Origin of the sequence: Actinomadura rubrisoli (assembly GCF_004349215.1) — a bacterium.
Taxonomy (GTDB): Bacteria; Actinomycetota; Actinomycetes; order Streptosporangiales; family Streptosporangiaceae; genus Spirillospora; species Spirillospora rubrisoli.
In genome coordinates this window covers 1-13,980 of sequence record NZ_SMKU01000252.1, presented here as the reverse complement: position 1 = coordinate 13,980, position 13,980 = coordinate 1, and the positions used below count along the sequence as shown (strand labels likewise).

The window sequence follows — 13,980 nt, the reverse complement described above, 5'->3', positions numbered from 1 at the left end:
CCCGCCCAAGCGGGGCGAGCTGCGCTTCCCCGAGCCGTCCCCGCCGGCCGACGACCTCCGCTTCCCCGACCCGGCCGGCCCGACCGCCGTCGACGGCGTGCGGAGCGCCGTCCCGGAGCAGGGCCTGCCAGTCGGCGCGCTCGGCGGGAGCCCGGGCGGTCTGCCCGGCGGCGACCTGCCGGGCGCGTGCGGCCAGATCACCGTCTACACGCTGCTGGACGGCCGCGAGGCCGCCTTCGACCGGCTGGCCGCCGACCTCGTGCAGGCCGCCCGCATGACCGAGCCCGACACGGTGGTCTTCGCCTCGCACGAGGTGGTGGGCGCGCCTACGCAGCGGATCTTCTACCAGCTGTTCCGGGACGAGGGGGCCTTCGCGTTGCACCGGCAGCAGCCGCACCTGCGGCGGTTCCTCGCCGAGTCCCGCACCCACGTGCTGGCCACCAACGTGATCGAGCTGCGGCTCGGCTCGTCCAAGATCCCGCTGCCGGCGCCGGAGTACCCCGGGAGGTAACGGTGGCCGACGTCGTGATCACGCTGCTGGGCAAGCCCGGCTGCCATCTGTGCGACGACGCCCGCGCGGTGATCGAGCGCGTGGCGGGCGAGCTCGGCGCCGCCTGGGAGGAGCGCGACATCACCCGCTCCGAGGAGGACACCCGGCTCTACTGGGAGCAGATCCCGGTCACGCTGGTCAACGGCGTCCAGCACGACTTCTGGCGGGTGGACGAGGCCCGCCTGCGCGCCGCCGTGGAGAAGGCCGGCGAACTGCCATGATCCGGGACGGATCCGGTGTCTCGTCGGTCACACCGCGTCCCCCGGGCCGCCTCCCCGATCGTGCGTGAACCCCCTGCTGGACGGGCTTCCCACGCGGCCGCCTTGGCCAGGCACGACCTCGGTAACCGGGGGGCCACTTTGTGCGCGTATTCACAAAGGCTTAGCCTGGTGGTAGCCCTGGGACGGCCAGGCCGCGGTCGCGAAGTCCCGGCCGGGCGCGCCGGGGCGAGGGGTTCCCGGGCCCCGTCCCCAGCGTCGAGCCCCGAAGAAGCAGGCCGTGACATCTCGACAGAACCGCCAGCGCGACCGCGCGGAACGCGGCATCCCCGAAGCCACCGTCGCGCGGCTGCCGGTGTACCTGCGCGCGCTCACCACCCTCCAGGACGGCGGCGTGGCGACAGTCTCCTCCGAAGAACTGGCCACCGCGGCCGGGGTCAACTCGGCCAAGCTCCGCAAAGACCTGTCCCACCTGGGCTCGTACGGGACGCGCGGCGTCGGGTACGAGGTCGAGTACCTCGTCTACCAGATCTCCCGCGAGCTCGGCCTCACCCAGGACTGGGTGGTCGCGATCATCGGTGTCGGTAACCTGGGACGCGCACTGGCGGGCTACGGGGGCTTCGCGTCCCGCGGCTTCCGCGTGGCGGGCCTGCTCGACGCGGACGAGTCCATCGTCGGCGAGGAGATCTCCGGCATGACCGTGGAGCACATCGACCGGCTGGAGGACATGATCGCAGATCACGGCGTGTCCATCGCCGTGATCGCGACGCCCGCGGGCGCCGCTCAGGTGGTGTGCGACCGCGTCGTGGCCGCGGGGGTGACGAGCGTGCTGAACTTCGCTCCCGTCGTACTCTCCGTGCCCGAGGGCGTCGACGTGCGTAAGGTCGACTTGTCCATCGAACTTCAGATCCTCGCCTTCCATGAGCAGCGCAAGGCCGGGGGACCGGGTGACTATGACCCGGTGGCCGACGACGGTGCGCCTCCCGGGGCCACGCAGTATGTAGAGGCGGTTGTAGAGGCATGAGGCGAGCGGAGCGTAGGGCATGAGCGTTCTGGTGGTGGGGCTGAGTCACCGCAGCGCCCCCGTGGCGGTCCTCGAACGCGCGGCGGTCGGCGGCGACGACCTGCGCAAGCTGCTGCACGCCGTGCACGACTCCCCGAACGTCGCCGAGGCCGCCGTCGTCTCGACGTGCAACCGGGTCGAGATCTACGCCGTGGTCGACAAGTTCCACGGCGGCGTCTCGGCGATCTCCGAGCTGCTGGCGCTGCACTCCGGCGTCCCGCTGGACGACCTGTCCCGGCACCTGTACGTCCACTACGAGGAGCGTGCCATCCAGCACGCGTTCGCGGTGGCGTGCGGGCTGGAGTCCATGGTCGTCGGCGAGGGGCAGATCCTCGGCCAGCTCCGGCAGGCGTTCCGGTTCGCGCAGGAGCAGGGCACGCTCGGCCGCGACCTGCACGACGTCCTGCAGCGGGCGCTGCGGGTGGGCAAGCGGGCCCACCACGAGACCGGCATCGACAAGGTCGGCGCGTCGCTGGTCAGCGTGGGCCTGGAGGTCGCCGCCGGGCACCTCGGGCCGCTCGGCGGGGTCCGCGCCCTGGTGGTCGGCGCCGGTTCGATGAGCTCGCTCGCCGCCGCCACGCTGAGCCGCGCCGGCGCCCGCGAGGTCGTGATCGCGAACCGCACGCACGAGCACGCCGTCCGGCTGGCCGGGTCCCTGGACGTGCCCGCCCGCGCGATCGAGCTGTCCGCGCTGGACACCGAGATCGCGGCCGCCGACCTGATCGTGTCGTGCACCGGCGCCACGGGCCTCGTCCTCACCGCCGAGCGCCTCGCCGCGCGGGGCGCCGGCGCCGACGGCCGCCGCCGGTTCCTGCTCGACCTGGCCCTCCCGCACGACATCGAGCGCGCCGTCCGCGACCTTCCGGGCGTGGAGCTCGCCGGGCTGGACGACCTGCGCACCGCCCAGGAGGCCGCCAAGGCCGTCGGCCCGGAGGCCGTCGAGGCCGTCCGCCGGATCGTGGGCGACGAGGTCGCCGCGTTCCTCAGCGCCGCCCGCGCCGCGGCCGTCGCGCCCACCGTGGTGGCGCTGCGCAGCAAGGCCGCCGACGTCGTGCAGGCCGAGCTGGCGCGGCTCGCCGGGCGGCTGCCCGACCTGGACGAGCGGGCCCGCAAGGAGATCGACCAGACCGTCCGGCGGGTGGTCGACAAGCTGCTCCACGCGCCGACCGTCCGGGTCAAGGAGCTCGCGGCCGCGCCGGGGGGCGACTCCTACGCCGACGCGCTGCGCGAGCTGTTCGACCTGGACCCGAAGGCCCCCGAGGCCGTCGCCCGCGCCGACCTGCGCGGGCACGAGCCGCCGTCCGAGCCCGGGCCGTGGAGCGGCGCCGCGCGTTCGGCCGCGGCCGCCCCTACGGTGGAGGGGCCCAGCGTCGCGGAGGCGGCGCGGACGGCGGAGGTCGCGCACGTCGCGCGGGTGGAGTGCGCCGACGCCGACTGCGTGAGCACCGGCCCTCCGGACGCCTCGCACGCGGGCACCCGGAGGGCGGACGGCGTGCGCGCGGGCGAGGTCAACGCGCAGGCGGCGAGCGTCCGTGCGGTGAGCACACGCGACCCGCGGGCCGGGGGCGAAGGGGAACAGACGTGAACGGCGCCGGCCCGGACGTGGCCCGCCGACAGCCGAGCGGAGCGAGGCAATGAGTACTGCAGGCAGGGGCCCGCTTCGGCTCGGCACCCGCAAGAGCCTGATGGCGATGACCCAGTCGCGGCTGGTGGCCGACGCATTGTCGCAGCGTACCGGGCATGCGGTCGAGCTGGTCGGGGTAACGACCGAGGGTGATGTATCCAAGGCGCTGCTGGCCCAGATCGGGGGGACGGGGGTCTTCGTCAACGGGCTCCGCGACAAGCTGCTGTCCGGCGAGGTGGACTTCGCGGTGCACTCGCTGAAGGACCTGCCGACCGCGCCCGCCGACGGGATCGCCCTCGCCGCGACCCCGCCCCGCGACGACCCCCGCGACGCCCTGTGCGGGCCCGCCAAGCTGGCCGACCTGCCGCGCGGCGCGCGCGTCGGCACCGGCTCGCCGCGGCGGGTCGCGCAGCTGCGCGCGCTCCGTCCCGACCTGGACGTCGTCCCGATCCGCGGCAACGCCGACACCCGGCTCCGCAAGGTCACCGATGGCGAGCTGGACGCGGTGGTGCTGGCGTTCGCCGGGCTGAAGCGGATCGGGCGGCTGGAGGCGGTCGCCGAGGTCTTCGAGCCCGACCAGATGCTGCCCGCGCCCGGGCAGGGCTCGCTCGCGCTCGAATGCCGCTCCGACCGGGCCGAGCTCCGCGCCCTGCTTGGAACGGTCGACGACCCCGCCACCAGGGCCGCCGTCACCGCCGAGCGGACGGTGCTGGCCGTGCTGGAGGCGGGGTGCTCGGCGCCCGTGGGAACATACGCTGCCGAAGTAGAAGAAAAGCTTCATCTGACGGCGACCGTCGCGGCGTACGACGGGACCCGGCAGGTCAGGCTGTCCGCCAGCGGCCACCCGGAACGGGCCGAGGAGCTCGGGCGCGAACTCGCGAACCGGCTGCTCGCCCAGGGGGCCGACCAGTTGATGGGGGAGCGCGACATTGAGCCCCGCTAGCCACAGCCCCGCGGGCCAGAACCCCGCGAGCCAAAGCCCGGCGACCCAGAGCCCGACGAGCCGGGGCCCCGCCGGGCGCGGGGCCGCCGAGCGCCCGCCCGCCCGCCGGACCGCGGACCCCGGCACCGTCGCCATCGTCGGCATGGGCCCGGGCGACCCCGGCCTGCTGACCCTGCGCGCCGCCGCCGAGCTGGAACGCGCCGACACGGTCGTCGTCAGCCGCGACCGCTGCCCCGACGAGGTGCTGTCCCACTGCCGTCCGGGCGCCGAGATCCTCGACGCCGCCGAGGGCGACCCGGTCAAGCTCGCCGCGCGGGCCGCCAAGGCGGGACGGCGGGTCGTCCGGCTGCTCCAGGGCGACCCGGGGCTGGCCTGCGGCCTGGCCGCCGAGGGCGGCGCGCTGGCCAAGGCCGGCGTCCCGTTCGAGGTCGTGCCCGGCGTGTCCGCCGTCACGGGCGTGCCCGGGTACGCGGGCATCCCGCTGACCGACCCCAAGCACCGCGAGGTCCGCGTCGTCGACGCCTCCGGCGGCGGCGTCGACTGGGAGCGGTTCGCGGACGCCGACGCCACGCTGGTGATCATCGGTGCCGAGGGCGCGGTCGCCGAGACCGCCAAGGGGCTGGTCGCCGCTGGCCGCCCCGACTCGACCCCCGCCGCGATGACCAGCCTCGGCACCACCACCGAGCAGGAGACCGTCGTGTCGACCCTGCACCGGCTGGCCGCCGACACCAAGGGCATGGAGGCGCCCGCCCTGATCATCGTCGGGGACGTGGTGGGCTGGCGCGACCGGCTGTCGTGGTTCGAGACCAAGGCGCTGTTCGGCTGGCGCGTGCTGGTGCCGCGCACCAAGGAGCAGGCCGCGTCCCTGTCCGACCAGCTGCGCGGGTACGGCGCCGTCCCGGACGAGGTCCCGACGATCTCCGTCGAGCCGCCGCGCACCCCCCAGCAGATGGACCGCGCCGTCAAGGGCCTCGTCACCGGACGGTACGAGTGGGTGGTCTTCACCTCCACCAACGCCGTCAAGGCCGTCCGGGAGAAGTTCGTCGACTACGGCCTCGACGCCCGCGCGTTCGCCGGGCTCAAGGTCGCCGCCGTCGGCGAGCAGACAGCCGCCGCGCTGGTGGAGTTCGGCATCCAGCCCGACCTGACGCCGTCCGGCCAGCAGTCCAGCGAGGGCCTGGCCGAGGTGTGGCCGCCCTACGACGAGGACCTCGACCCGATCAACCGGGTGCTGCTGCCGCGCGCCGACATCGCCACCGACACCCTCATCGCCCGGCTGACCGAGCTCGGCTGGGAGTGCGAGGACGTCACCGCCTACCGCACCGTCCGGGCCGCGCCGCCGCCCGCGCCGATCCGTGAGGCGATCAAGGGGGGCGGGTTCGACGCGGTGCTGTTCACCTCGTCCTCGACGGTGAAGAACCTCATCGGGATCGCCGGCAAGCCGCACAACGTCACCGTCATCGCCGTCATCGGCCCGCAGACGGCCAAGACGGCCGAGGAGTACGGGTTGCGCGTCGACGTGATGGCGGACAAACCGTCCGTATCGGCCCTGGCGGAGGCTCTCGCCGAGTACGGTGCGAAGCGGAGGGCGGCTCAGATCGAGGCGGGGGACCCGCTGCGCAAGCCCAGCCAGATGCGCCGGGGCGCCCGCCGCCGCAAGTGACACCACCCGCCGGGACCGCGTGACCCGCGAGCCCGGGAAAGAAGGATCATGTCTGCTCAGTTCCCGGCCGCGCGGCCGCGGCGGCTGCGGCGCACCCCGGCCCTGCGCCGGATGGTCGCCGAGACCCGGCTCGCTCCGGCCGACCTGGTGCTGCCGATGTTCGTCAAGGAGGGCATCGGCGAGCCGCAGCCCATCTCGTCCATGCCCGGGGTGTTCCAGCACACCCGCGACAGCCTCCGCAAGGCCGCGCACGAGGCCGCGGAGGCGGGCGTCGGCGGGATCATCCTGTTCGGGATCCCCGCGGTCAAGGACGGCGACGGCTCCGCCGCCGACGACCCGGCCGGCATCGTCCAGCTCGCGGTGCGCGACCTGCGCTCCGACCTCGGCGACGCGGCCGTGGTCATGACCGACCTGTGCCTGGACGAGTACACCGATCACGGGCACTGCGGTGTCCTCACCGGCGCCGGCGAGATCGACAACGACGCCACGCTGGAGCGCTACGCCTCGATCGCCGTCGCACAGGCCGCGGCGGGCTCGGCCGTCCTCGGCCCGAGCGGGATGATGGACGGCCAGGTCGGCGCGATCCGCGAGGCCCTCGACGGCGCCGGCTACCCCGACGTCGCGATCATGGCCTACTCCGTCAAGTACGCCTCGGCCTACTACGGCCCGTTTCGCGAGGCCGCCGAGTGCGCGCCGCAGTTCGGCGACCGCTCCACCCACCAGCAGGACCCGGCCAACACCGAGGAGGCGCTGCGCGAGGTCTTCCTCGACCTCGACGAGGGCGCCGACATGGTCATGGTCAAGCCCGCCGGGGCCTACCTCGACATCGTTCGCCGCGTCCGTGACGCCGTGGACGTGCCCGTGGTCGCCTACCAGGTCAGCGGCGAGTACGCGATGATCGAGGCCGCAGCCGAGCGGGGCTGGGTCGACCGGGAGCGCACCATCATGGAGTCGCTGCTGTCGATCCGCCGCGCGGGCGCCGACATCGTCCTGACCTACTGGGCCACCGAGGTCGCCCGCCGTCTGGCCCGCTGACCCGGGTTCACCGCCCATCCGGCCCAGCCCCCCTGCCCCGGCGCCGCGTGCGCCGGGGCTTCTTCCTTCTCCCGGCCGGAGCCGGTCACGCTCCGGCGTTGTGAGGCATTGCCGGTGATCATGGGTGTCTAGTCACTTAGGGTCGTTTCTTGGGGGTTGCCGTGTCCCGCGTTCCGGGGCACGGGCATCATCGACTATCAAGAACCCACGGTCGACCTTGGGATACAGGGGGGCGGACATGCTGGCGGTCTCGGGGAGCAGACGACAACGGGCGGCGCGCGACCGGATGGCCGCGGCGGCGCTGGACTACGCCGCGCTGGGCTGGCCCTGCTTTCCCGGAGCGCATCCCCCGGCCGGTGGTGACAGAGCGTGCTCGTGCGATCGGATCGGCTGTCCCGACCCGGCGGCGCACCCCGTATCGGCGGCCTGGGCGCTGGAGGCGACCGTTGACGCGGACGCCATCAGACGCTGGTGGGCCGAGCGCCCCCGGGCCAACATCATCCTGCCGACCGGCCGCGTCTTCGACGTGTTCGACATCCCCGCCGCCGCGGGCGCCCACGCCCTGGCCCGCATCGAGCGCGACGACCTCCCCGCCGGCCCCGTCGCGAACGTCGGCGGCGACCGGCACCTGTTCTTCGTCGCCACCCGCGGCGCCCCCGCCGACGAGGACGAGTGGTGGTCCTGCCACCTGGACTGCTCGCCCGAGACCGTCACCGAGACGCCCGGCATGCGGTGGCACTGCCGCGAGAGCTACGTCGTCGCCCCGCCGTCCGTCCTGCCGCACGGCCGGGACGTCACCTGGCTGAGGGCGCCGGCGGGCGGCCCGCTCCCCGACCCGCTGCGCCTCCTGGAGGTCCTCGCCGACAGCTGCGACGGGACCGCCTGAGCTCCGCCCGGGCCGTGAGCGGGCTCCGCGGCCTGCCGCGCCGCCTCAGCCGTCCCTCGGCGCGCCCAGGGCTCAGCGAGGAGCCTTGATGGGGGGTTTGCGGCCCCAGCCCGAGTACGACGCCTGGAGCACCTGAGCGCGGCCCTTGGAGGGGCCCTGCGCGCGGAGCCAGAGCTTGACGGGCCTGTTGCCGCGATCCAGCCTGATCGCGAAGTTGATCTGACGTGCGCCGGTGGTCCGCGCCATCTCCGCGTACATCGGGCCCACCCCGTCCGCCTGCGACAGCCGGTCGACCGGCGCCTCCCCCTGGTAGACCGCCCCCGACTTGCGGAGCGTCGTCGCCGACCGGAGCAGCGTCGTCAGGTTGGCCACCGAGCTGCCGAGCCGCACCTGCTCCGCCAGCGCCGGATACCCCCGGCCGGTCGTCGGCGCGCGCCGCCACCGCTTGCCCGCCGGCGTGTAGACGGTGTCCTGGACGAGGACGGTCCGCGCCGCCTTCCGCGTGGCGCCCGCCCCGGAGATCGTCATCGAGTACGACGCCGGGCCGCTCGGCGTCAGCCCGAACGTGCCGCGCCCGCTGGCCGGGGCGCCGCAGCAGCCCGTCCGGCGGAAGGTGAACGCCGCGCCCGGGGCCCGTCCGGTGGCCTGGTCGATGTGCGTGATCAGCGCCGCCGGGTCCACGCCGCCCTGCGGTGCCGCCTGCGGCGGCGCGGTGCTCAGCGCCGGGTTCGGATCGGGCGGCCCTTCCGCGTCGTCCTTCGACATCAGCAGGACCCCGCCCGTCACCGCGCCCGCCGCGACCAGAGCGGCCGCCCCGACCGCGATCCAGCGCCCGCGCGACCCGCGGGCGGACGGCACCGCCGCCACGACCGGGTTGCGGCCGCTGCTGCGCGCCGGCCGCGCCGGCCTTGGCGGCTCCGGCTGCGCCGCGGCCTGCCCGGCGAGCTCGGTGAGCCGCCCCCGGCCCTGCGCCTCCCAGGACGGCCCGTACGCCGAGACCGCCGCGTCCTCGACCGCGGCGAGGAAGTCGGCCGCCGACTTCGGGCGCTCCTCCGGGTCCTTGGCCAGCCCCCGCGCGATGAGGCCGCGCAGCGGGCCCGGCACCTCCTCGGCCGGGATCGGCGCCTCGCGGTGCTGCTTCGCCATGTTCCGGCCGGCGAACGGCGGCCGCCCGGTCAGGCACTCGAAGAAGACCGCGGTCGCGGCGTACAGGTCGCCGGCGACGCTCGCGGGCGCGCCGTCCCACAGCTCCGGCGCCGCGTACGCGGGCCCGGACTGCGCCTCGGTGCCCGCGGGCACCGTCGCGAAGTCGGCCAGCCGCGCGTTGCCGTCCCGGTCCACCAGGACGTTCGCCGGACGCACCGCGCCGTGCACGACGTCCTGCGCGTGCGCCGCCGCGAGCCCGAGCAGGACCCCGCCCAGCATGGACAGGGCCGCCAGGGGGCCGGTGGGGCCCTGCGCGGCCAGCACCCGCCGCAGGCCGACGCCGTCGACGCGCTCCATCACGATCGCCGCGCCGTCCGGGGTCTCCACGAAGTCGTAGAAGTCGACCACGTTGGGATCCTCAAGCTGGGACAGGTTCCGCGCGGCCGCCCGGAAGCGCGCCAGGAACGCCTCGTCGGCGCCGAGCCTGCCGTCGAGGTACTTGATCGCGACCTTCGTGCTGGTCATGTCGTCCACCGCCAGCACCACCCGGCCCGTGGCGCCGCCGCTGAGCTCCCGCTCGTGGGTGAAGCCCGGGACCGTCCAGCCGTCAACCACGTTGAAAGCCATCCCTCCGATACGGCCGACGCCGGTGAGAGTCAGGGACGCCCGTGGAGTTTCCGACCGGGACGCCAATGTCGTACTTGGTGGAATATCGGCCCGTACCCGGCCAGGTCAAGGGCAGTCGCCGAACTGCAACTGAGAGACTGGGACCGTGACTGGAACCGATCGCTCCCAGCAGTTGTTCGACCGTGCCGGCCGGGTCGTCCCCGGAGGGGTGAACTCGCCGGTCCGCGCCTTCGGCGCCGTCGGCGGCACGCCCCGCTTCATGGCCTCGGCGCGCGGCCCCCATCTCACCGACGTCGACGGCAACGAGTACGTCGACCTGGTGTGCTCCTGGGGGCCCATGATCCTCGGGCACGCCCACCCGGCCGTCGTGGAGGCGGTGCGGGAGGCGGCGGGCCGCGGCACGTCCTACGGGGCGCCGACGCCCGGCGAGGTGGAGCTCGCCGAGGAGATCGTGGCCCGGACCCCGGCCGAGAAGGTCCGGCTGGTCAACTCCGGGACCGAGGCGACGATGTCGGCGATCCGGCTGGCCCGCGGGTTCACCGGACGCTCGACGATCGTGAAGTTCGCCGGCTGCTACCACGGGCACGTCGACTCGCTGCTCGCCGCGGCGGGCTCCGGCGTCGCCACCTTCGGCCTGCCCGACACCCCCGGCGTCACCGGGGCCACCACCGCCGACACGCTCGTCCTGCCCTACAACGACGTCGCCGCGGTGGAGCTGGCGTTCCACGAGCACGGCCACGAGATCGCCTGCGTGATCAGCGAGGCGGTGCCGTGCAACATGGGCGTGGTGCCGCCGCTGCCCGGCTTCAACGCGCTGCTGAAGCGGCTCTGCGAGCGCAGCGGCGCCCTGCTCGTCCTCGACGAGGTCCTCACCGGCTTCCGGGCGTCCAGGTCCGGCTGGTACGGGATCGAGGGCGTGGCGGGCGACCTGGTGACCTACGGCAAGGTGATGGGCGGCGGGCTGCCCGCCGCCGCGTTCGGCGGACGCGCCGACATCATGGACCGCCTCGCCCCCGCCGGGCCCGTCTACCAGGCGGGCACCCTGTCGGGGAACCCGCTCGCCACCGCCGCCGGCCTCGCCACCCTGCGCGGCGCCACCGACGAGGTGTACGCGGCGATCGACCGGTCGGCGGAGATCGTGTCCAAGGCCGCGTCCGAGGCGCTGGCGAAGGAGGGTGTCCCGCACCGGCTCCAGAACGCGGGCAGCCTCTTCTCGGTCTTCTTCACGGACGAGGCCGTGGGCGACTTCGCGGCCGCGCAGCGCCAGAACTCCGCCGCCTACGCCGCGTTCTTCCACGCCGCGCTCGACCACGGCGTCTACCTGCCGCCGTCGGCGTACGAGGTGTGGTTCCTGTCCGCCGCCCACGACGAGGCGGCGCTGAACCGCATCCTGGACGCCCTTCCGCACGCCGCCCGCGCCGCCGCCCGGGCCATCGCCCAGCCGTCCTGAGCGATCACCTGGCCGATCAGTCGGGCAGGGCGCGGAACGCCTTCAGCGCCCTGCCGACGGACTCCCGGCCGGGAGCGTGGAGCGGAGCGCGCACCGACGGCTCGTCGATCACGCCCGCCTCGGCCAGGCACGCCTTGAGGACGGCGGGCGACGGCTCGGCGAAGAGCGCCTCGGCCAGCGGGAACAGGGCGTTGTGGAAGGCGAGCCCCCGCGCCGCGTTGCCGGTGCGGACGGCCTCGGCCATCGCGGCGTAGCCCTCCGGCGCCAGGCAGGCGGACGCGGCGATGCCCCCGCACGCGCCGAGCTGGAGCATCGGGTAGACGTAGGCGTCGTCCCCGCACAGGACCGCCTTGCCGGTCCCGGCCGCCATCAGCGCCAGCGTGTCCTGGTCGATGGCGCCCGCGCAGTGCTTGACGCCGACGACGCAGTCGAGGGACAGCAGCCGGACCAGGGCGGCGGCGGACAGGTGCTTCCCCGTCCGGTACGGGACGTTGTACGGGACGAGCGGCACGTCCACGGCGGCGCCGATCGCCGCGAAGTGGTCGACGACCCCCTCGTCCGAGGGGCGCAGGTAGTACGGGACGACGACGAGCAGCGCGTCGGCCAGCGGCGCTCGCTCGCGGGCCTGCCGGATCGAGTCCTCGGTGCCCATCGTCCCGGCGCCGACGGTCAGCGGCGTCCCGTGCTCGATCGAGACGGCGCGGCACACCTCCAGCACCGTCCGCTGCTCGGCCGGGCTCAGCAGGGCCGCCTCGCCGGTGGTGCCGAGCGCGACCAGCCCGGCCGCGCCGCCGTCCAGGCAGCGGGCGGCGAGCCGTTCGAGCGACTTGGCGTCCACCTCCCCGGAGCGGGTGAACGGCGTCACCAGGGACGCGTGGATTCCGCGCATGGTCTCACCTCGTCTGGACGGGCTCTGGAGCGGGAGGGATCTCGATGGGGACGCGGGGCCGCCGCCGAATGCTGCCCGCGGCGACGCCGGAGATGATCAGGGCCGCGCCGAGCAGCCGCGTCCCGTCGACGGGCTCGTCGAGCAGCAGGGCGGCCGAGGCCAGCCCGAACGGCGGGACGAGCAGCGAGTACATCGCGACCGTGCTCGCCTCGTACCGGCGCATCAGCCAGCCCCACACGCCGAAGCCGACGAGCGTGGAGAGGTAGGCGATGTACGCCACCGAGGCGACGCCGGCGAACGACAGCCGGTCCACCGCGTCCGGGACCGCCCCGGGGCCCTCGAAGACCAGCGACAGCGCGAACAGCGGGACGGGCGGGATCAGCGACATCCACACCATGAACCCGAACGCGTCGACGGGCTCTCCCGCCTCCTGGTTCATCCGGCGCATGCCGATGTTGGCCAGGCCCCAGCTCGCGGCGCCCGCCAGGCAGACCAGGAACCCGGTCACGGTGCCGCCGCCCTCCGCCTGGGCGGCGGCGAGGAGGGCGACGCCCGCGAACGCGATGACCATGCCGGCGATCTGCCGCCCGGTCAGCCGCTCGCGCAGCAGCACCCCGGCGAACAGCGCCGTGAAGATCGCCTGGATCTGGAGCACCACCGACGCCAGCCCTGCGGGCATCCCCATCCGGATACCGATGAACAGCAGCGCGAACTGCCCCACCCCGAGCGGGACGCCGATCAGCCACAGCCAGCGCACCGGGACGGGCGGGCGGCGGACGAAGAACACGGCGGGCAGCGCCGCCGCCGTGAAGCGCACGGCGGCGAGCAGCAGCGGGGAGAAGTCGTCCAGCGCCACCTTGATGGGCACGAAGTTGAATCCCCAGATCGCGGCGATCAGGGTGGCCAGCAGAACGTGGCGCGGTCTCATCCTGTGATCGTCGCCACCAGTTTGTTTTAGGACAAGCTAGAACTACTTGACACATCGTTTTAGCATTGCTTCATGCTCGATCTGGAACGGCTGCGCGCCCTGCACTCCGTCGCGACCTATGGTTCGGTCAGCGCCGCCGCCGACGTGCTCCACGTGACCACCTCCGCCGTCTCGCAGCAGCTCGCCAAGCTGGAAAGGGAGACAGGCCAGAAGCTCCTCGAACGCAACGGGCGCGGCGTCCGCCTCACCGACGCCGCCGAGCTGCTCGTCGCGCACGCCGAGCGGATCCTCTCGCTCGTCGAGCAGGCGCAGGCCGACCTGGAGGCCCACCGAGGCTCCGTCGTCGGGCAGCTGTCGATCTCGGCGTTCCCCACCGCCATACGCGGGCTCATGCCCGCCGCGCTGCTGCGGCTGCGCACCGACCATCCCGACCTGCGGGTCCTGCTCCGCGAGGAGGACCCGATGCAGAGCATGCCGCTGGTCTCGCGCGGCGACCTCGACATGGCCGTCGTCCAGGACTGGAACAACGAGCCGCTGCCGCTGCCCGAGGGCCTGCACAAGGGCGTCATCTGCGACGACGTCGCCGACGTGGCGCTGTCGTCGCGCCATCCCCTCGCCGCCCGCGCGACTGTCGAGCTGAAGGAGCTGGCCGGCGACCCGTGGATCAGCTCCTCGCCCGACAGCATCTGCTGCGACTGGCTCCTGCGGACGCTGCGCGCCATCGACAGCGAGCCCCGCATCGACCACATGGCCTACGAGTTCGCGTCGCAGCTGGCGCTGGTCGGCGCCGACCTCGGCAACGCCATCCTGCCGCGCCTCGGCCGCTGCGACGTGCCCCCGGACGTGGCGATCGTCCCGCTGGCCGAGCCGCTGCACCGCCGCGTCTACGCCCTCTGGCGCGAGGAGGCCGCCCGCCGCCCCGCCATCCGCGCCGCCGTCACGGCCCTGCGCGCCGCCG

General features: G+C 74.3%; 12 protein-coding genes and 1 pseudogene. 10 read left to right on the top strand and 3 right to left on the bottom strand.

Features of this window, described 5'->3' with window-relative positions:
• The 8 genes and pseudogenes from E1298_RS48670 to E1298_RS33625 form a co-directional block, all read left to right on the top strand.
• Positions 1-511, top strand: a 511-nt coding sequence (locus E1298_RS48670) for a putative quinol monooxygenase (protein ID WP_341770667.1), incomplete at its 5' end; no start/stop codon positions are given.
• 2 nt (positions 512-513) lie between these two features.
• Positions 514-771 carry a glutaredoxin family protein gene (locus tag E1298_RS33655; RefSeq protein ID WP_131900526.1) on the top strand — a complete coding sequence of 86 codons (258 nt, stop codon included), beginning with the start codon at positions 514-516 and terminating at the stop codon, positions 769-771.
• A gap of 277 nt (positions 772-1,048) precedes the next feature.
• Complete coding sequence (locus E1298_RS33650; protein WP_131900524.1) at positions 1,049-1,792, top strand: redox-sensing transcriptional repressor Rex; 744 nt, start codon at positions 1,049-1,051, stop codon at positions 1,790-1,792.
• Between the two features lie 19 nt (positions 1,793-1,811).
• Positions 1,812-3,104: pseudogene (locus tag E1298_RS33645) on the top strand (glutamyl-tRNA reductase); the annotation flags it as partial.
• Between the two features lie 361 nt (positions 3,105-3,465).
• Entirely contained in the window at positions 3,466-4,398 is a 933-nt protein-coding gene (gene hemC, locus E1298_RS33640; RefSeq protein ID WP_131900522.1) for a hydroxymethylbilane synthase, read from the top strand.
• A gap of 133 nt (positions 4,399-4,531) precedes the next feature.
• Entirely contained in the window at positions 4,532-6,061 is a 1,530-nt protein-coding gene (locus E1298_RS33635) for a bifunctional uroporphyrinogen-III C-methyltransferase/uroporphyrinogen-III synthase (RefSeq protein ID WP_279499352.1), read from the top strand.
• Between the two features lie 48 nt (positions 6,062-6,109).
• Complete coding sequence (hemB, locus tag E1298_RS33630; protein WP_131900520.1) at positions 6,110-7,096, top strand: porphobilinogen synthase; 987 nt, start codon at positions 6,110-6,112, stop codon at positions 7,094-7,096.
• Positions 7,097-7,334: 238 nt separating this feature from the next.
• On the top strand, positions 7,335-7,982 hold the full coding sequence (locus tag E1298_RS33625) for a bifunctional DNA primase/polymerase (RefSeq protein ID WP_131900518.1): 648 nt from the start codon (positions 7,335-7,337) through the stop codon (positions 7,980-7,982).
• A 72-nt stretch (positions 7,983-8,054) separates the two neighbouring features.
• Here the strand turns inward: E1298_RS33625 and E1298_RS33620 are convergent, their stop codons facing one another.
• Entirely contained in the window at positions 8,055-9,755 is a 1,701-nt protein-coding gene (locus E1298_RS33620; RefSeq protein WP_131900516.1) for a serine/threonine-protein kinase, read from the bottom strand.
• A gap of 145 nt (positions 9,756-9,900) precedes the next feature.
• Here E1298_RS33620 and hemL point away from each other — a divergent pair, with 145 nt between their 5' ends.
• Entirely contained in the window at positions 9,901-11,205 is a 1,305-nt protein-coding gene (gene hemL / locus E1298_RS33615; protein ID WP_131900514.1) for a glutamate-1-semialdehyde 2,1-aminomutase, read from the top strand.
• Between the two features lie 16 nt (positions 11,206-11,221).
• Here hemL and E1298_RS33610 read toward each other — a convergent pair whose 3' ends face one another.
• Positions 11,222-12,094, bottom strand: a complete 873-nt coding sequence (locus tag E1298_RS33610) for a dihydrodipicolinate synthase family protein (protein WP_131900512.1) — start codon at positions 12,092-12,094, stop codon at positions 11,222-11,224.
• 4 nt (positions 12,095-12,098) lie between these two features.
• Positions 12,099-13,022 carry an EamA family transporter gene (locus E1298_RS33605; RefSeq protein ID WP_131900510.1) on the bottom strand — a complete coding sequence of 308 codons (924 nt, stop codon included), beginning with the start codon at positions 13,020-13,022 and terminating at the stop codon, positions 12,099-12,101.
• A gap of 72 nt (positions 13,023-13,094) precedes the next feature.
• Between E1298_RS33605 and E1298_RS33600 the strand changes: the two genes are divergently transcribed.
• The coding region (locus E1298_RS33600) for a LysR family transcriptional regulator (protein ID WP_131900508.1) at positions 13,095-13,980 on the top strand (886 nt) is incomplete at its 3' end.

What these genes read in the sequence shown, in the direction of transcription:
- E1298_RS33610 (WP_131900512.1), bottom strand. Translation starts at nt 12,094, where the DNA reads ATGCGCGGAATCCACGCGTCCCTGGTGACGCCGTTCACCCGCTCCGGG.
- hemC (WP_131900522.1), top strand. Translation starts at nt 3,466, where the DNA reads ATGAGTACTGCAGGCAGGGGCCCGCTTCGGCTCGGCACCCGCAAGAGC.
- E1298_RS33625 (WP_131900518.1), top strand. Translation starts at nt 7,335, where the DNA reads ATGCTGGCGGTCTCGGGGAGCAGACGACAACGGGCGGCGCGCGACCGG.
- E1298_RS33605 (WP_131900510.1), bottom strand. Translation starts at nt 13,022, where the DNA reads ATGAGACCGCGCCACGTTCTGCTGGCCACCCTGATCGCCGCGATCTGG.
- E1298_RS33620 (WP_131900516.1), bottom strand. Translation starts at nt 9,755, where the DNA reads ATGGCTTTCAACGTGGTTGACGGCTGGACGGTCCCGGGCTTCACCCAC.
- hemB (WP_131900520.1), top strand. Translation starts at nt 6,110, where the DNA reads ATGTCTGCTCAGTTCCCGGCCGCGCGGCCGCGGCGGCTGCGGCGCACC.